The 16206-nt window shown below is 72.5% G+C and carries 19 protein-coding genes; 7 read left to right on the top strand and 12 right to left on the bottom strand.

Annotated features, from left to right (window positions below):
- A partial coding sequence (locus B085_RS0122340; RefSeq protein WP_234018637.1) for an ATP-binding cassette domain-containing protein occupies window positions 1-257 on the bottom strand: 257 nt, incomplete at its 3' end.
- Between the two features lie 380 nt (window positions 258-637).
- Window positions 638-1216, bottom strand: a complete 579-nt coding sequence (locus B085_RS0122335) for a helix-turn-helix domain-containing protein (protein WP_018560818.1) — start codon at window positions 1214-1216, stop codon at window positions 638-640.
- A 218-nt stretch (window positions 1217-1434) separates the two neighbouring features.
- On the opposite strand from B085_RS0122335, the gene B085_RS0122330 reads away from it, so the two are divergent.
- On the top strand, window positions 1435-2472 hold the full coding sequence (locus B085_RS0122330; RefSeq protein WP_018560817.1) for a Gfo/Idh/MocA family protein: 1038 nt from the start codon (window positions 1435-1437) through the stop codon (window positions 2470-2472).
- Here the strand turns inward: B085_RS0122330 and B085_RS0122325 are convergent.
- From B085_RS0122325 to B085_RS0122295, 7 genes are all read right to left on the bottom strand, one after another.
- Window positions 2441-3967: a glutamate synthase subunit beta gene (locus tag B085_RS0122325; RefSeq protein ID WP_026251316.1), complete on the bottom strand. Its 1527-nt coding sequence runs from the start codon at window positions 3965-3967 to the stop codon at window positions 2441-2443. The two genes, B085_RS0122330 and B085_RS0122325, sit on opposite strands and share 32 nt — an antisense overlap.
- Window positions 3968-4105: 138 nt before the next feature.
- Complete coding sequence (locus B085_RS43405; protein ID WP_037732205.1) at window positions 4106-5830, bottom strand: MFS transporter; 1725 nt, start codon at window positions 5828-5830, stop codon at window positions 4106-4108.
- Window positions 5831-5861: 31 nt separating this feature from the next.
- Complete coding sequence (locus B085_RS0122315; RefSeq protein ID WP_018560814.1) at window positions 5862-6341, bottom strand: MarR family winged helix-turn-helix transcriptional regulator; 480 nt, start codon at window positions 6339-6341, stop codon at window positions 5862-5864.
- A gap of 141 nt (window positions 6342-6482) precedes the next feature.
- Complete coding sequence (gene aceE, locus B085_RS0122310; RefSeq protein ID WP_018560813.1) at window positions 6483-9158, bottom strand: pyruvate dehydrogenase (acetyl-transferring), homodimeric type; 2676 nt, start codon at window positions 9156-9158, stop codon at window positions 6483-6485.
- Window positions 9159-9288: 130 nt separating this feature from the next.
- Window positions 9289-9915: a GntR family transcriptional regulator gene (locus tag B085_RS0122305; protein ID WP_018560812.1), complete on the bottom strand. Its 627-nt coding sequence runs from the start codon at window positions 9913-9915 to the stop codon at window positions 9289-9291.
- A gap of 93 nt (window positions 9916-10008) precedes the next feature.
- Entirely contained in the window at window positions 10009-10137 is a 129-nt protein-coding gene (locus tag B085_RS51500; RefSeq protein ID WP_018560811.1) for a hypothetical protein, read from the bottom strand.
- Between the two features lie 51 nt (window positions 10138-10188).
- Window positions 10189-10989 carry an exodeoxyribonuclease III gene (locus B085_RS0122295; protein ID WP_018560810.1) on the bottom strand — a complete coding sequence of 267 codons (801 nt, stop codon included), beginning with the start codon at window positions 10987-10989 and terminating at the stop codon, window positions 10189-10191.
- Between the two features lie 72 nt (window positions 10990-11061).
- On the opposite strand from B085_RS0122295, the gene B085_RS0122290 reads away from it, so the two are divergent.
- Genes B085_RS0122290 through B085_RS0122280 form a run of 3 tightly spaced genes read left to right on the top strand, consistent with a single transcriptional unit; the run spans window position 11062 to window position 12350 of the window.
- Complete coding sequence (locus B085_RS0122290) at window positions 11062-11562, top strand: GNAT family N-acetyltransferase (protein ID WP_018560809.1); 501 nt, start codon at window positions 11062-11064, stop codon at window positions 11560-11562.
- A gap of 9 nt (window positions 11563-11571) precedes the next feature.
- Complete coding sequence (locus B085_RS0122285) at window positions 11572-11958, top strand: PPOX class F420-dependent oxidoreductase (RefSeq protein WP_018560808.1); 387 nt, start codon at window positions 11572-11574, stop codon at window positions 11956-11958.
- On the top strand, window positions 11955-12350 hold the full coding sequence (locus tag B085_RS0122280) for a (2Fe-2S) ferredoxin domain-containing protein (protein ID WP_018560807.1): 396 nt from the start codon (window positions 11955-11957) through the stop codon (window positions 12348-12350). Before B085_RS0122285 ends, B085_RS0122280 begins: the two co-directional genes overlap by 4 nt.
- Before the next feature lie 71 nt (window positions 12351-12421).
- Here the strand turns inward: B085_RS0122280 and B085_RS50120 are convergent, their stop codons facing one another.
- Window positions 12422-12592: a hypothetical protein gene (locus B085_RS50120; protein ID WP_018560806.1), complete on the bottom strand. Its 171-nt coding sequence runs from the start codon at window positions 12590-12592 to the stop codon at window positions 12422-12424.
- A 291-nt stretch (window positions 12593-12883) separates the two neighbouring features.
- A complete protein-coding gene (locus tag B085_RS43400; RefSeq protein WP_018560805.1) occupies window positions 12884-13318 on the bottom strand; it encodes an ATP-binding protein in 435 nt (144 codons plus the stop codon).
- Window positions 13319-13443: 125 nt separating this feature from the next.
- Between B085_RS43400 and B085_RS0122265 the strand changes: the two genes are divergently transcribed.
- From B085_RS0122265 to B085_RS0122255, 3 genes are all read left to right on the top strand, one after another.
- Entirely contained in the window at window positions 13444-14307 is an 864-nt protein-coding gene (locus B085_RS0122265) for a helix-turn-helix domain-containing protein (RefSeq protein WP_018560804.1), read from the top strand.
- A gap of 5 nt (window positions 14308-14312) precedes the next feature.
- A complete protein-coding gene (locus B085_RS0122260; protein WP_018560803.1) occupies window positions 14313-14552 on the top strand; it encodes a DUF397 domain-containing protein in 240 nt (79 codons plus the stop codon).
- 109 nt (window positions 14553-14661) lie between these two features.
- On the top strand, window positions 14662-14901 hold the full coding sequence (locus tag B085_RS0122255) for a hypothetical protein (RefSeq protein WP_018560802.1): 240 nt from the start codon (window positions 14662-14664) through the stop codon (window positions 14899-14901).
- Between the two features lie 37 nt (window positions 14902-14938).
- On the opposite strand, the gene B085_RS0122250 is transcribed toward B085_RS0122255, so the two are convergent.
- Complete coding sequence (locus tag B085_RS0122250; protein WP_018560801.1) at window positions 14939-16081, bottom strand: glutathione-independent formaldehyde dehydrogenase; 1143 nt, start codon at window positions 16079-16081, stop codon at window positions 14939-14941.
- Window positions 16082-16206 lie beyond the last annotated feature (125 nt).

The raw sequence follows: 16206 nt of genomic DNA, 5'->3' as shown, positions 1-16206 counted from the left end.
CCCATGCGGTCGCGGCGCAGGGCGAGCAGTTCGCGTTCGGCGAGGTCGTTGAGTGTGGTGCCGTCGACGGTGACGGTGCCGGCGTCGGCGCGGTCCAGGCCGCCGATGATGTTCAGCAGGGTCGTCTTGCCCGAGCCGGAGCGGCCCTTGAGGGCGACCAGTTCCCCGCGGGCCACGGAGAAGGACACCCCGCCCAGGGCGTGCACCGCGGTGTCCCCGGTGCCGAAGGTGCGCACCAGGTCCTCGACCACGACCATCGCCTCGGAGGCGGCCCCGTCGCCCGCCGGGCCCTCACGCCGTTCCAGCAGTCCCTCGCTCATGCAGGTCAGCATAATGGGGGGTCCCGGCCTGCGAGGAAGGGCTTTCGCGTTCGCGGAGCGGGAGGCCCGGCGTGTGACACGTGTGACACCATGCCGGCGTAGGCGATATGGTCCGCAGCTCGGCGGACTACCGACCGGTCGCCTATCGCAGCCACCTGAACGCCTACAACGCGAGAGGGCCTGGCCGGTCCCGGCCGCTCTCGAACCCACTGCCTGTTCCAGCGATCCTGGTTCGCGGCGTGGGCGGGGACGGTGACGTAGGGGTCCAGCCCGCGGTGCGGTAGAGGTGTTCGGCGGCACGGGGGCGGAGTCGTCCTTCACGGCAGTACGACCACGACGGCGTAGCGGGCCGCCTCAGGGCCCGGGCAGTGGAAGCGGGAGGTGCCCCACAGCCGGTACCGCAGGCAGTCGCCGGGGGCGAGGCGGTGTGCGCGGCCCTGGACGGTGACCTCGAGCGCGCCCTCGCGCAGCCACACGTGGTGCTCGAGACCGGCGACGGGCGGTTCTTCGTACGCGATGTCCGCGCCGGGGCGCAGCACGCCCTCGACGATCTCGGCGCGCAGCCCGGGGTGCGGGGGCGAGACGGAGCGCCGTTCGAAGCCGGAGGCGGTGTCGGTCCAGACGCCCTGCTCGGCGGCGCGCACGAGCTGCGCGGGCTCGCCGCCGCTCTCGACCTCGGCCAGCAACCGGGACATGGTGCGCTCGTACGCGGTGCACAGGCGCCCGAGCAGGGCGGCGGTGGGGCTGATCTCGGCGCGTTCGAGACGGGAGAGCGTCGAGCGGCTGACGCCCGTGCGCGTGGCGAGCTCGTCGAGGGACCAGCCGCATTCGTCGCGCAGTTCGGCGAGGCGCCTCGCCAGGCGGGCGTCGATGGAAGCGAGATCGGGGTCTCTCATATCCGGGACGGCATCCCGGATTTGGGACGGCGCCAAGCGCGGGCGGCGTCCGGGCCGCCGCACCGCCCTCCCCGGGCCCGCCGTCCTGCCCGGGGCCGTCACGGGCCGTTCGCCTGCGCCGTGTACCGTCGCCGACGGGAACGAGGCCGGACGGATCGCCGAGGCCTGCACGTCGCCGGGGACCACCGACCCGTACGTATGGAAGAGGTACGCACCGCATGACCACCGAACCGTTGCGCATCGGCGTGCTCGGCGCCGCCCGCATCGCGGGGGCCGCCATCGCCGCCCCCGCCCGCACGACCGGCCACCGGCTCGTCGCCGTGGCCGCCCGCGACCGCTCCCGCGCGACGGCCTTCGCGGCCGAGCACGGCGTCGAGCGCGTGCTGGACACGTACGCCGACGTCCTCGCCGACCCCGAGGTCGAGGCCGTGTACAACCCGCTCGCCAACGGCCTGCACGGCCCCTGGAACCTGGCCGCCATCGCCGCGGGCAAGCACGTGCTCAGCGAGAAGCCCTCCGCCAGCAACCTCGAGGAGGCCGTCGAGGTCCGCGACGCGGCCGCCAAGGCGGGCGTGGTCGTCATGGAGGCCTTCCACTACCTCTACCACCCGGTGACCCGCCGCCTGCACGAGCTGCTGGAGTCCGGCGAGCTCGGCGAACTGCGGCACGTGGAGACCGTGGTCAACATCCCCGCGCCCGCGGACGAGGACCCCCGCTGGTCGCTGCCGCTGGCCGGCGGCGCCGTGATGGACCTCGGCTGCTACTCCCTCCACGCGGCGGCGTCCCTGGCCCCGTGGGCCGGCGGTGCGCCGCGCCTGGCGGCCGCGCGCGGCGGCGAGCGCGCCCAGGCGCCCGGCGTCGACGAGTGGCTGGACGCGGACCTGGAGTACCCCGGCGGCGCCACCGCCTCGGCCCGCTGCCACATGGACTCCGAGGCCCTCGAGATGAGCTGGCGCATCGTCGGCAGCCGGGGCGAGGCCACCGCGCCCTGCTTCGTGCTGCCGCACACGGACGACCGGGTCGTCGTCCGCACGCCGGGCGGCGAGCGGGTCGAGGAGCTCGGCAGGCGGACGTCGTACACCTACCAGCTGGAGGCGTTCGCGGCGGCCCTGCGCGACGGTGCCCCGCTGCCCACGGACGCCGACGACGCCGTCGAGTCGATGCGCATGATCGACGCCTGCTACCGCGCCGCGGGCTTCGAGCCGCGCCCGCGGTCCGCCGCCGTCACGCCACCAGCGGCCGGGCCGTCGGCGTGATCGGCGCCGGCAGGCACGTACTGCCGGTGAGCCACCGGTCGACCGCCGCCGCGGCCGACCGGCCCTCGGCGATCGCCCAGACGATCAGCGACTGACCGCGGCCCGCGTCGCCCGCGACGAACACCTTCTCCACCCCGGTGGCGAAGCGGGCGTCACGGACGACGTGGCCGCGCCGGTCGAGTTCCAGACCGAGCTGGGTCACCAGCCCGCAGTCGCGCTCGGCCCCCGAGAACCCCAGCGCCAGCAGCACCAGCTGGGCGGGGATGACGCGCTCGGTGCCCTGCTGCGCGCGCCGGTGCCGCGGCTCGACTCCGACCAGGTGCAGCGACCGTACGTGCCCCTCGTCGTCGCCCTCGAAGCGGAAGGTCGACGCGGAGAACACGCGGATGTCGCCCTCCGGGCCCGGCAGCGGCACGCCGCCGTGCTCCGCCGGGTCCCAGACGCCGCGCCGGGCCAGCTCGCGGGCCTCCTCGTGGGCGGGGGAGACCCGGTAGACGTGCGGGTACACCGGCCACGGCTGGTGCTCGGGGCGGCACTCGCCCGGCAGCGGGTTGATGTCGAGCTGTACGACGGAGGCCGCGTGCTGCCGCAGCACGGTGCCCAGGCAGTCGGCGCCGGTGTCGCCGCCGCCGACGATGACGACGTCCTTGCCCTCGGCGCTGACCGGGGACTCCGTCAGGTCTCCCTCCTGCACCCGGTTCGCCAGCGGCAGGTACTCCATCGCCTGGTGGATGCCCGCCAGTTCCCGTCCGGGTACCCGCAACTCGCGCCAGGCCGTGGCGCCCACCGCCAGGAGCACCGCGTCGTGCTCGGCGACGACCCGCCGCGCGTCGAGGTCCGCGCCCACCTCGACCCCGGTGCGGAAGAGCGTGCCCTCGGACCGCATCTGCCCCAGCCGCCGGTCCAGATGGTGCTTCTCCATCTTGAACTCCGGTATGCCGTAGCGCAGGAGCCCGCCGAGCCGGTCCGCCCGCTCGTAGACCGTCACCGTGTGGCCGACCCGGGTGAGCTGCTGGGCGGCGGCGAGTCCGGCGGGTCCGGAGCCGACCACGGCGATCCTGCGGCCGGAGTGCCGCTCGGGGGGGCGGGGGCGGGCGAGGCCGTCCTCCCACGCGCGGTCGGCGATGGCGACCTCGACGTTCTTGATCGTGACAGGGTCGGCGTTGATGGTCAGGACGCAGGCGCTCTCGCAGGGCGCCGGGCACAGCCGGCCGGTGAACTCGGGGAAGTTGTTGGTGGCGTGCAGCCGCTCCGCGGCCGCGGCCCAGTCCTCGCGGTACACCAGGTCGTTCCAGTCGGGGATCATGTTCCCCAGCGGGCAGGCCTCGTGGCAGAACGGTATGCCGCAGTCCATGCAGCGCCCGGCCTGCGCGGAGACGATCGGCAGCAGGCTCTGCCCGGTGTAGACCTCGTGCCAGTCCTCGACGCGCTCGCAGACGGGGCGGCGCGCGGGCGTGCGGCGAGGGGTGGTGAGAAAGCCCTTGGGATCGGCCATGGCCGCCTCCGGCGCCGCCGTCACGATCATGGGGAGTCACGGTGACCGCGTCCCCCGGCGCATGGCACCTTCAGGCCACCATACGTCGGGTTTGTCGGTATTTCGATGGCGCGGCCACCGCGATCTCCCGCAGGTCGTTCAGGCCGCCGGCTCCAGTTCCGCCGAGCGCGGGTTGATCAGTACGACGTCGCAGGTCGCGTACCGCATCAGGGACTGCCCGGCACCGGCGTCCATCAGCGCGGTCAGCCCGCCGTGGGCGGGGGCCCCGACGACGATGGCGCGGGCCCCGGTCCGCTCCGCGTGCTCGGCGACCAGGCGACCCGCCTCCCCGTGGCCGGTGACGTTGCGCAGCACGTGGCCGACGGCCGGGACGCCGAGGGCGGTGAGCCGTTCCAGGTGCTCGCGGACGGCGGCCCGGGCGGACTCCAGGTCCTCGGCGTCGGCGGCCGCGTCCCCCGCGACGGCTGACTCCTCCGCGTGGACGACGTGCACCGTACGGCCGTTGATCGCCGCGAGACGGCCGGCGGCCTCGGCGACGCGCCGCGCGTCGGGAGAACCGTCCACGGCGGCGACGATGGCACCGCGGCCCGCGTCGCCGGACACCGCGGCGACGTGCTCGACCGGCACCAGCGACACGGCGGTGCCCGTTCCGCGGGCGGCGTCGACCTGCTCGGCCTGCACCTTCTCGGCCTCCTTGAGCAGCCCGTGGGCCGTGGAGAGGATCACGATGCCCAGCACGAGCGCCCCGGCGCCGATGTAGAACGGCACATGGATCCCGAACGCCTCGACCAGCTTGCCCGCGGCGAACGGCGCCAGACCGCCGCCGATGAAGCGGACGAAGCCGTACGCGGCGGCGGCGACGGCACGGTCGACGGGCGCGACGGTCATGACCGCCTGGGTCGTGACCGTGTTGTTCACCCCGATGAAGACTCCGGCGACGATCACGCACACGATCAGCACGGTCCGGTTGTCCGTCCAGATCGCGATGGCCAGCACGGTGAGGGCGAACAGCGCGAGGTTGGCGTAGAGCGTCCGCGCGATGCCCAGCCGGGCCTGCAGCCGCGGGGCGCCGAAGACGGCGAAGACCGCGACGAGGGCGCCCCAGCCGGTGAAGACGAGGCCGAGCTGGATCGCGCCGAGGCCCATCGGGAAGGGCGCGTAGCCGAGCACGGTGAAGAACGCCCAGTTGTAGCAGAGGGCCGTCAGCGACATCGTGAGCAGGCCGCGGTGGCGTAGCGCGCGCAGCGGCTCGCCGAGTCCGGTCCTGCGGGCCGGCAGCGGGATCGGCTCCACGAGGACGACGGTGGCGACCAACGCGACGGCCATCAGGACGGCGACGCCGTAGAACGGGCCGCGCCAGCTCACGTTGCCCAGCAGGCCGCCGAGCAGCGGGCCCACGGCGATGCCGACGCCCAGCGCGGTCTCGTAGAGAATGATCGCACCCACGAAGCCGCCGCTCGCGGAGGCGACGATCACCGCCAGCGAGGTGGCGATGAACAGGGCGTTGCCGATGCCCCAGCCCGCGCGGAAGCCGACGATGCCGCCGATGCTCCCCGAGCCGCCGGCCAGGGCCGCGAACACCACGATCAGGGCGAGGCCCATGATCAGCGTCCGCTTGGCCCCGATCCGGCTGGAGACCCAGTTGGTGATGAGCATGGCGACCGCGGTCACCACCAGGTAGCTGGTGAACAGCAGCGTCACCTGACTGGGGGTGGCGTTCAGTTGATCGGATATCGCGGGCAGGATCGGGTCGACGAGCCCGATCCCCATGAACGAGACCACACAGGCGAAGGCGACCGCGAAAACGGCCTTCGGCTGTTTGAACGGATTCACGGAACGGGACGATTGCGCATGCGCGGTCATGAAGCTGCTCCGACGTAGAACCGATGCCTGATCAATTGCTCCGCTGGGCGAGGCGCGACGAGGCCGGGGGCTGCCCCAGCCGGGTCAGGGCCTCCACGGCGGGCAGTGCGGCCACCAGGGCCGACCGCTCGTCCGGGCTCAGCTGTTCCAGCAACTCCCCGAGCCGCTCGGCACGTACGGCGCGGCGCCGGGCGATGGCCTCCCGGCCCGCGTCGGTGATGTCGACGAGCACCACGCGCCCGTCCGACGGGTCCGCCGCGCGACCGGCGAGTCCCGCCTCGGCCAGCCGGGACACGACCTGGGTCATCGCCGGCTGGGTGACGCCCTCCAGGGCCGCCAGTTCCGTCAGCCGGAGCGGGCCGGACTGCTCCAGCGTGGACAGCGTCGCCACCGTGGTCAGTGACAGCTCGCTCGGCTGACTGAGCCTGCGCAGCATGCGGTACAGCCGTTCCAGGGCCCGCGCCACGTCGACGGCGTGGCTGTGGTCCGGGTCGTCACCGGGAAGATGCATAAGACATTTATATCACTGCCTTATGTATCCGGTCAGGGGTCCGCCCGGAGCGCGTGCGCGGGCGGGCACGAAGGAGGGCCGGGCACGCCTGCGACGGCGTGCCCGGCCCTCGTGTCCCCACCCGGGGCGGGGCGGGGAGGCTCAGAGCCCGTAGCGCTCCCGGGCCTCCTGTACGGTCTCCCGCTTCACCTCGCCGCGTCCGGCGAGCGAGGCCAGTGCGGCGACGACCACCGACCGCGGGTCCACGCCGAAGTGGCGACGCGCCGCCTCACGCGTGTCCGACAGGCCGAAGCCGTCGGTGCCGATCGAGTGCCAGTCCTGAGGCACCCACTGACTGATCTGGTCCGGCACCGCGCGCATCCAGTCGCTCACCGCCAGCACCGGTCCCGGCGCGCCCTCCAGCACGCGCGTGACGTGGGGGAGCGGCGCGTCCTCGCCGCGCAGCCGGGCCGCGTCGTACGCCAGGCCGCCGCGGCGCAGCTCGCTCCACGAGGTCGCCGACCACACGTCCGCCGCCACACCCCACTCCGAGGCCAGCAGTTGCTGCGCCTCCAGGGCCCAGTGGATCGCCGTGCCGGACGCCATCAGCTGCAGTCGCGGCGCGTCGGCGGGCAGCCCGGCCGTGTCGGCGGTCCGGAAGCGGTACAGGCCCTTGACGATGCCTTCCTCGATGCCCGGTTCGGCCGGCATGACCGGCTGGATCTTGGGCTCGTTGTAGACCGTCAGGTAGTAGAAGACGTCCTCCGCGTCCGGGCCGTACATACGGCGCAGGCCCTCGCGGACGATCACGCCGATCTCGTAGGCGAACGCCGGGTCGTACGAGAGCGCCGCCGGGTTGGTCGACGCGATCAGGTGGGAGTGGCCGTCGGCGTGCTGCAGGCCCTCGCCCGTCATCGTCGTGCGGCCCGCGGTCGCCCCGACCAGGAAGCCGCGGCCGAGCTGGTCGGCGAGGGCCCACATCTGGTCGGCGGTCCGCTGCCAGCCGAACATCGAGTAGAAGATGTAGAACGGGATCATCGGCTCGCCGTGCGTGGCGTACGAGGTCGCCGCGGCGGTGAAGGAGGCCATCGAACCGGCCTCGGTGATGCCCTCGTTGAGGATCTGCCCGTTCTCCGCCTCCTTGTAGTACAGGAGCATGTCGCGGTCGACCGGGTCGTAGGTCTGGCCGAGCGGCGAGTAGATGCCGGCGCTCGGGAAGAGCGACTCCATGCCGAAGGTGCGCGCCTCGTCGGGGACGATCGGTACCCAGCGGCGACCGCTCTCCTTCTCCCGCATCAGGTCCTTGAGCAGCCGGACCAGGGCCATCGTGGTCGCGATCTCCTGGCCGCCGGAGCCCTTGGCCAGCGCCTCGAAGGGCTTGCCGGACGGCTCGGGCAGCGTCACGGCGTGCACCCGCCGGGCCGGCGCGGGGCCGCCGAGCTCGGCGCGGCGCTCCTGCAGGTAGCGGACCTCGGGGGAGTCGGCGCCCGGGTGCGCGTACGGCACCAGGTCGCCGGAGAGCGCGCTGTCCGGGATGGGCAGCTCGAGCAGGTCGCGCATGGTGCGGAACTCGGGGACCGTGAGCTTCTTCATCTGGTGGTTGGCGTTGCGCGACTCGAAGCCGCGGCCCAGCGTCCAGCCCTTGACCGTCTGCGCGAGGACCACGGTCGGCGCGCCCTTGTGCGTGATGGCCGCGCGGTAGGCGGCGTACACCTTGCGCGGCTCGTGGCCTCCGCGGGAGGTGTGGAAGCACTCGGTGATCTTGACGTCGGTCAGCAGCTTCGCCATCTCGGCCAGCGCCGGGTCGGCGCCGAAGAAGTGCTCCCGGATGTAGGCGGCGTCCCGGGTGGCGTACGTCTGGAACTGGCCGTCGGGCACCTCGCGCAGGCGCCGGACGAGCGCGCCGGTGGTGTCGAGGGCGAACAGCTCGTCCCAGGCGGAGCCCCACAGCGACTTGACGACGTTCCAGCCCGCGGCGCGGAACTTCGCCTCCAGCTCCTGGACGATCTTGAAGTTGGCGCGCACCGGTCCGTCGAGACGCTGCAGGTTGCAGTTGATCACGAAGGTCAGGTTGTCCAGCCCCTCGCGGCCGGCGAGGCCGAGGGCGGCGGTCGACTCCGGCTCGTCCATCTCGCCGTCGCCGAGGAAGGCCCACACGTGCGAGCCGGAGACGTCCTTGATGCCGCGGTGCGTCAGGTAGCGGTTGAAGCGGGCCTGCTGGATCGCCGCGAGCGGGCCGAGGCCCATCGACACCGTGGGGAACTCCCACAGCCAGGGCAGCCGGCGCGGGTGCGGGTAGGACGGCAGGCCGTCGCCGCCGGCCTCCTGGCGGAAGTTGTCCAGCTGCCGCTCGGTCAGCCGGCCGTCGAGGAAGGCGCGGGCGTAGATGCCGGGGGAGGCGTGGCCCTGGATGTACAGCTGGTCGCCGGAGCCGTCCCCCTCCTTGCCGCGGAAGAAGTGGTTGAAGCCGGTCTCGTACAGCCAGGCCGCGGAGGCGAAGGTGGCGATGTGGCCGCCGAGGCCCAGGCGGCTGCCGCGGGTCACCATGGCGGCGGCGTTCCAGCGGTTCCATCCGGCGATGCGCCGCTCCATGTCCGCGTCACCGGGAAGCTCGGGCTCCGCGGCGGCCGGGATGGTGTTGATGTGCTCGGTCTCCAGCAGCGAGGGCACCGAGAGGCCGGACGCCTGCGCGTGGTCGAAGGTGCGGCGCATCAGGTAGGCCGCTCGCTCCGGGCCGGCGGCACGGGCGACCGCGTCGAGGGAGGCGGCCCATTCGCCGGTCTCCTCGGGGTCGGGGTCCGGCAGGTGATCGAGCGCGCTCAGCGTGGCGTCGGTCATGGTGAACGCCTTCCAGATGGTTCCGTGCGGGCAGGGTGTCCCCGTCTCTCACAGAATAAATCTGATCGATGATCGATCAAATACCCTGTGACGAGGGTCACAGAAAGGGGGTTCCGGCCCTCGGACCGGGTCAGCCGCCCTGCGGGGCGCAGCCCAGCACATGCTCCTTGACCAGCTCGCCGACCCGCGGATCGTCCCTGCGGAAGGCCTCCACCACCGCCTGGTGCTCCTCGGCGTACAGCCGCTGCCGGGTGCCCAGCCAGCGGATCGACAGCGCCGTCCAGACCTCGATCCCCAGCGACTCCCAGGTGTGCAGCAGCACGCTGTTGCCCGAGGCCCGCACCAGCTCGCGGTGGAACGCCACGGTGTGCCGCACCTGTGCCCCGGCGTCGCCCACCGCGTCCGCCTCGTGCAGCAGGGCGACCTCGGCCTCCAGCGCGGACAGGTCCTGCCGCAGGCGTGGCGCGGCCAGCTCCGCGGCGATCTGCTCCAGGCCGGCCCGCACCGGGTAGATCTCCTCCAGGTCCGCGGCGGTCAGCCGGCGCACCCGCACGCCCTTGTTCGGAGCGGACTCGATCAGCCGCATGACCTCCAGCTCCCGCAGCGCCTCCCGCACGGGCGTCTGGCTGACCTCCAGCTCGGTGGCGATACCCCGCTCGACGATCCGCTCCCCGGGCTTCCACCGCCCGCTGACGATGCCGTCCACGATGAACTCGCGGATCTGCTCGCGCAGAGAGCGGACGACGGGCGGCGCCATGGGGACTCCTCCGGAAAAGGGCAGCTGACTAGACGATACGGCGACGGCGCCCTCCGGCGTTCCGGGACGGCGGCACCGGCTGCCGCCACGCCCTCAGGCGGGGACGACCTCCACGCCGTCCTCGGCCGGCACCTCCAGGACCAGGCCGAAGCGGCTGTCCGGCTCCCCGCGGGAGTTCGGCGTGACGCCCAGCGCCCCCGGGCGACGGCGGGGTCCCGCCACACCAGGGTGCACGGGGGTGGTGACCCCCGAGCACCGACTGCCTGCTCCCGGCTACCCGAGATCGTAGGTGACCGTCACCGGCGCGTGGTCGGACCAGCGCTCGGGGTGCGTGTCCGCGCGCTCGACCCGGGTCTGCGCGGCCCGGGCCGCCAGGCCGCGGGTGGCGACGTGGAGGTCGATGCGCCAGCCGCTGTCGTTGTCGAAGGCGCGGCCCCGGTAGGACCACCACGTGTACGGGCCCTCGCCCTCCGGGTTCAGGTGGCGCACGACGTCGGTGTACCCGGCCTCGTCGTAGACGCGGGACAGCCAGGCCCGCTCCTCGGGGAGGAAACCGGCGTTCTTCTGGTTGGCCCGCCAGTTGCGCAGGTCGCGCTCGGTGTGCGCGATGTTCCAGTCGCCGCAGATCAGCACCTCGCGGCCCTCGGCGGCGGCCTTCCCCCGAAGCTTCACCATGTGATCGAGGAACGCCTCCATGAAGCGCTCCTTCTCCTCCTGCCGCTCCGTGCCGACCTCGCCCGAGGGGAGGTAGAGGCTGGCGACCGTGACGCCCGGCAGCTCGATCTCGGCGTAGCGGCCGGAGCCGTCGAACTCCTCCGAGCCGAAGCCGATCCGGCTCGCGGACGGTTCCCGCCGCGAGTAGAGGGACACCCCGGCCCGGCCCTTGGCGGCCGCCGGCGCGTGGAGCACGTGCCAGCCCTCCGGCGCGCGGACCTCCTCGGGCAGCTGCGCGGCCTCGGCGCGGACCTCCTGCAGGCACACCACGTCGGCCGTGGTCGCCTCCAGCCAGGGGAGGAAGCCCTTCTTGGCCGCGGCGCGCAGCCCGTTCACGTTCACGGTGGTCACGGTGAGCATGACGGGGACGATACCCGGCGGCCGCAGGGTGCCCGTACCGGGGCGTAGGCCGCACACCCGTACGATGTGCGGGTGGAGATCCGGAAGACGCGCTACGACCACCCCGACGCCGTGCTGCTGACCGAGCAGGTGCAGCAGGAGTACGTGGAGCGGTACGGCGGCCCCGACGCGACCGCGATGGACGCCGACCACTTCGACGGCCCGCACGGTCAGTTCATGGTCGGCTACCTCGACGGCGCCCCCGTCGTGACCGGCGGCTGGCGCGGCCAGGACGCCTCCCCCGAGGGCTTCGAGGACGGCGACGCCGAGGTCAAGCGGATGTACGTGGTGCCGCAGGCACGGGGCCGCGGATTCGCGCGCCGGATGCTCGCCGCCCTGGAGGCCGGCGCCGCCGCGGCGGGCCGCACCCGGATGGTGCTGGAGACGGGGCAGATGCAGCCGGAGGCGATCGCCCTGTACGCCTCCTGCGGCTACACACCGGTGGCCAAGTTCGGCCACTACAAGGACAGTCCGCTCAGCGTGTGCCTGGGCAAGTCGCTCCCGGCACCGGCCGAGGCGGCCGTTCCCGCGTAGCCTGGGTCCATGATCGAGGACAGCGCGTCCGCCCGGCTCGCGGCGGGCAAGTACCTACTGGTCACCACCTACCGGCGGGACGGCCGTACCGTTCCCACCCCGGTCTGGGTGGTCCGCGACGGTGAGGCGCTCGGCGCGTGGACCGCGGCGGACTCCGGCAAGATCAAGCGGATCCGCAACCGCGCCGACGTGCTGGTCGGCCCCTGCGACGTACGCGGCAATCCCACCGGGGAGCAGGTGCCCGCCCGGGCCGAGATCCTCGGGCCGGAGGAGACCGAGCGCTACCGCTCCCTGGTCGCCCGCAAGTACGGGCTGTTCGGCCGGCTGACCCTGTTCGGCAGCCGGCTGCGCCGCGGCCGCGAGGGCACCGTGGGCGTGCGGATCACCCTCACGTGAGCGGCGGTGGGCCGCGGGCGGGCGCCTGCACGGTGAGCGTCTGCCGCGACTGCTGCTGCGGTACGGAGAAGGTCCCCGGCGTCGACCACGACGCTCAACTCGACCGGCTCCGGCGGGAACTCGCCGGGATCTGCCGGGTGCGCGCCACGCGGTGCCTCGACGTGTGCGAGCAGGCGAACGTCGTGGTCGTCCAGCCCTCGCCGCAGGCGCGCGCGGCCGGAGGGCGACCGGTCTGGCTGGGGCTGGTCAATGATCCGGGCGCCGTCGACGACATCGTCGCGTGGGTCCGCGCCGGGGGACCGGGCCTCGCCGCGCCGCCCGACGTGCTGGACCTCTACGCCATCGAGCCGCCCGGCGGCCGCGTCGTGGGCGCGGCGGACGCGGCGCCCTGAGAGGCCGGACACGGCAGGGGCCGTACGGGCTTCGTTGCCCGTACGGCCCGTGAACCGGCCGTGCCCGAGGGTCAGTCGATGCTCCGCAGGATGTGCGGCTCGTTCAGATCGTCCTCGTAGCCGGCCAGTCGGATCGGTGCCGACCTGGCCCAGACGTCCAGGTTCCGCACCTCCCGCTGTTGCGCGGGCTGATCGTCGGGCTCCTTGGGGAGCTGGTTCCGCTTGGACTTCTCGGGTGTCACCGCGCACTCCTTCGTGTCGGGTGAGCCGGACGCCGGCCCGGCCGCTGCCGGACGCCGACCGCCCGGTCGGGCTGATGGCTGAGCGGACGCGGTGGCGCCGGTCGCGGAACCGGGCGGGGACCGCGGTGGGCGGTTCCTCCCGGGGCGGAGGCAGGGGGTGTTGGTGCTCCCCCGAAGGCCTTTCCGTCGGGAGAAGCCTATGCCCGGAGGCGGGGTGCCACCATCCCAATACGGCGCGCCCCCGGCGACGACCACCCTTCCCGCGGACACCGGAGGGACGTCAGCCGGCGTTCAACCGTTGCGCCGGGCCGCCTCGGTACGGCCGCAGGACAGGATCGCCCACACCGCGCGACCGGTGCCGTGCGCCGACGGACGCACGCCCCACCCTTCGGCCAAATGGGCGACGAGGGCGAGCCCGCGGCCGTTCTCGTCGCCGTCGGCGGCCGCGCGCGGGAGGGGGCCGGCGGGCTCGCGCCCCTCGTCGACGACCTCGATGTGCAGCTTGCCGGCCGCCGTCCAGAGCAGGCACGCGACGTGGTCGCTGCCGCTGTGCACCACGGCGTTGGTGAAGAGCTCGCTCACCACGAGGCCGGCGTCGTCGCCCAGCCCCACCAGGCCCCATCTGCCCAGCGCGGAGCGCACCTGGCGGCGCGCGACGCCGACCGAGGAGGCCTGCGCCGGCAGTCGGAGCCGGAAGGTGTCCCGGGCGCTGATGGCATAGAGCACACACGCAACTATGGCCACTGCTTGCACAGAAGGCAAGGGTCATTCTGCAAATTGCACAATCGCCAGTAGCAGGGTGTGGGTTCCATTCGTGACATGGCACACTTCTGCCATGCGGGAATTGCAGCGTGGCTGAGGCGAGGGCGAGCGGGGCGCCGACCGTCCTCCGCGTGATCCTCGGCAAACGCCTCCACGACCTGCGGGAGAAGGCCGGTTGCTCGTACGAGCGGGCCGCGCGCGAGCTGGACGTCACCCATGCCACGGTGCGCCGGATGGAGAAGGCCGAGGTCGGCCTGCGCATCCCTTACGTCGAGAAGCTGCTGGCGCTGTACGGCGTCGACGCCGCCGAGGCGGCGACCTTCATCGACCTCGCCAGGCAGGGCAACCGCCCCGGCTGGTGGCACCGTTACCGCGACGTCCTGCCGTCCTGGTTCAGCGCCTTCGTCAGTCTGGAGGGCGAGGCGGCCATCATCCGCGCCTACGAGCCGCACTACGTCCCCGGACTGCTGCAGACCGAGGACTACGCCCGCTCCGTACTCAGGGCCGGCCGCCCCGGCGCCACCACGGAGGAGCTCGAGCGCCTGGTCGCGCTCCGCCGGGAGCGGCAGGCACTGCTCGCCCGGCCGGACGCCCCGCTGCTGTGGGTGGTCATGGACGAGACCGTGCTGCGCCGCCCCATCGGGAGCCCCGAGGTGATGCGCGCGCAGCTGGACCGGCTGGCCGAGGCGTGCGAGATGCCGCAGGTGAGACTGCAGATCATGCCCTTCGACGCCGGGCCGCACCCGGCGATGTACGGGCCGTTCCACATCTTCCGGTTCCAGATCCGCGAGCTGCCGGACGTCGTGTTCACCGAGAGCCTGGTGGGCGCCGCCTACCTGGACGACGTGGACGACGTCTCGACGTTCCTCGAGGCACTGGACCGGATGTGCGCGCAAGCAGCGCCTGCACACAGCACCGCAGCCATCCTCGATGGCATCCGCAAGGAGATCTGACACACATGGACGACCGCATATACAACGGCATGCGCGCCCTCGACCTCGGCAGCGAGGGCTGGCACAAGCCGTGGAGCGGCGGCAACGGGGGAAGTTGCGTGGAGGCCATGAAACTGGCCGACGGCAGGGTCGCACTGCGGCAGTCCACCGACCCCGACGGGCCGGCACTCATCTACACGGACCACGAGATCAGGATGTTCATCGAGGGTGCCAAGGACGGGAAGGCCGACTTCCTGCTGTCCTGAGCCGCCGCATTGACAACTTCGAGTGAACGCAGCCCGCGTGGGCAACCGCGACGACCGACGGGCTGTCTCCAGCGGTAATCCGCCGGACGGACGGGACAAGGGGAGCAGCATGACCGGACAACTCGGACCGCTGTACGAACCGGGCGTGGCCTATGTGCGCATCGCCGCGGCAGACGCGGCGACCGCCCACAGGGTCGCCGACGTCATCGCCTCCCGGTATCCGGGGACCCGTCCGCCGCGGGTCACCACCAACGCGGACGGACTGGTGGAGTTCGACCTGTACACGTACACCCTGGAGGAGGTCAGCCCCTCCGGCCCGTACGACGCCCAGGGCCCGGAGAGCTGCTAGCCGGGCCCTGGGCGCGGTCAACGGACGGCCGAGGGCCTCAGCCCTGACCGGGGTGGAGGACGACCTTGGTGTAGCCCTCGATCCGCTTGTCGAACTTCTCGTACGCCGACGGCGCGTCCGCCAGGGGCAGCTCGTGGGAGACCACGAAGCTCGGGCGGGCGCGGCCCTCGATGATCATGTCGCGCAGCTGCCGGTTGTAGCGCTTGACGTTGCACTGCCCGGTGCCCAGCCGCAGGCCCTTCTCGAAGAGCCGGCCGATGGCGACCAGCAGCCGGCCGCTCTTGGCCTGCTCGTCCGGCCCTCCGGGGTCGGACGGCACGTAGAGGCCGGGGATGCCGAGGGCGCCGGTGGGGCGCACGGTGTCGATCAGGGAGTTCAGCACCGCCGCGGGCTCCTCGCGGCCCGCGCCGCCTGCCTGGGCCTGGTAGCCGACCGCGTCGACGCCCTTGTCGGTGCCCTCGCCCTTCATGTGCTCCTTGATCTGGTCCACCGGACTGCCCTTGGTGAAGTCGATCGGGATCGCGCCGATCTCCTCGGCCTTCTGCAGCCGCTCCGGCACCCGGTCCACGACGAACACCTTGGCCGCCCCGCGCAGCATCGCCGAGTACGCGGCCATCAGCCCGACCGGGCCGCCGCCGTACACCGAGACGCTCTCGCCGGGGGAGACCTGGGCGAGCTCGCACCCGTGGTACCCGGTCGGGAAGATGTCGGCCAGGAGCACGAAATCGGACTCGTTGGCGGTGCCCTCCGGCAGTTTCAGACAGTTGAAGTCCGCGTACGGAACGCGCACGTACTCCGCCTGGCCGCCCGGCCAGGGACCCATGGCCACATAGCCGTAAGCGCCTCCGGCGAACCCCGGATTGACCGTCAGGCAGTAGCCGGTGAAACCCGCCGAGCAGTTCTTGCAGAATCCGCAGGCGACGTTGAAGGGCATGACCACACGGTCGCCCTGCTTGAGGGTGGTGACCCCCTCGCCGACCTGGTCGATGATTCCCAGGTTCTCGTGGCCGAAGACGATGCCGGGCTCCGCGGCGGTCCGGCCCTCGTACATGTGCAGGTCGGAGCCGCAGATCGCGGTGGAGGTCACCCTGACGACCACGTCGTTGGGGTGCTGCAGGCGCGGATTGTCGACTTCCTCGACGGCTACTTCGAACGGTCCTTTGTAGACGACGGCCTTCACGTGGACACCTCCGATTGGTGTCGGATTCATGGCTTACGTGACCTATTTCTCATGCTGCCTCCTTGGGGGTTACGAGACAAGCCAGCTATTCTTACCGCAAATATGTCGATTTGCGGTTTACCGCG

The organism is Streptomyces sp. BoleA5 (genome assembly GCF_000373665.1).
Taxonomy (GTDB): domain Bacteria; phylum Actinomycetota; class Actinomycetes; order Streptomycetales; family Streptomycetaceae; genus Actinacidiphila.
This window is presented reverse-complemented; position numbering and strand designations above follow the sequence as displayed.

What these genes read in the sequence shown, in the direction of transcription:
- B085_RS0122335 (WP_018560818.1), bottom strand. Translation starts at nt 1,216, where the DNA reads ATGAGAGACCCCGATCTCGCTTCCATCGACGCCCGCCTGGCGAGGCGC.
- B085_RS0122330 (WP_018560817.1), top strand. Translation starts at nt 1,435, where the DNA reads ATGACCACCGAACCGTTGCGCATCGGCGTGCTCGGCGCCGCCCGCATC.
- B085_RS0122325 (WP_026251316.1), bottom strand. Translation starts at nt 3,967, where the DNA reads ATGGCCGATCCCAAGGGCTTTCTCACCACCCCTCGCCGCACGCCCGCG.
- B085_RS43405 (WP_037732205.1), bottom strand. Translation starts at nt 5,830, where the DNA reads ATGACCGCGCATGCGCAATCGTCCCGTTCCGTGAATCCGTTCAAACAG.
- B085_RS0122315 (WP_018560814.1), bottom strand. Translation starts at nt 6,341, where the DNA reads ATGCATCTTCCCGGTGACGACCCGGACCACAGCCACGCCGTCGACGTG.
- aceE (WP_018560813.1), bottom strand. Translation starts at nt 9,158, where the DNA reads ATGACCGACGCCACGCTGAGCGCGCTCGATCACCTGCCGGACCCCGAC.
- B085_RS0122305 (WP_018560812.1), bottom strand. Translation starts at nt 9,915, where the DNA reads ATGGCGCCGCCCGTCGTCCGCTCTCTGCGCGAGCAGATCCGCGAGTTC.
- B085_RS0122295 (WP_018560810.1), bottom strand. Translation starts at nt 10,989, where the DNA reads ATGCTCACCGTGACCACCGTGAACGTGAACGGGCTGCGCGCCGCGGCC.
- B085_RS0122285 (WP_018560808.1), top strand. Translation starts at nt 11,572, where the DNA reads ATGATCGAGGACAGCGCGTCCGCCCGGCTCGCGGCGGGCAAGTACCTA.
- B085_RS0122260 (WP_018560803.1), top strand. Translation starts at nt 14,313, where the DNA reads ATGGACGACCGCATATACAACGGCATGCGCGCCCTCGACCTCGGCAGC.
- B085_RS0122255 (WP_018560802.1), top strand. Translation starts at nt 14,662, where the DNA reads ATGACCGGACAACTCGGACCGCTGTACGAACCGGGCGTGGCCTATGTG.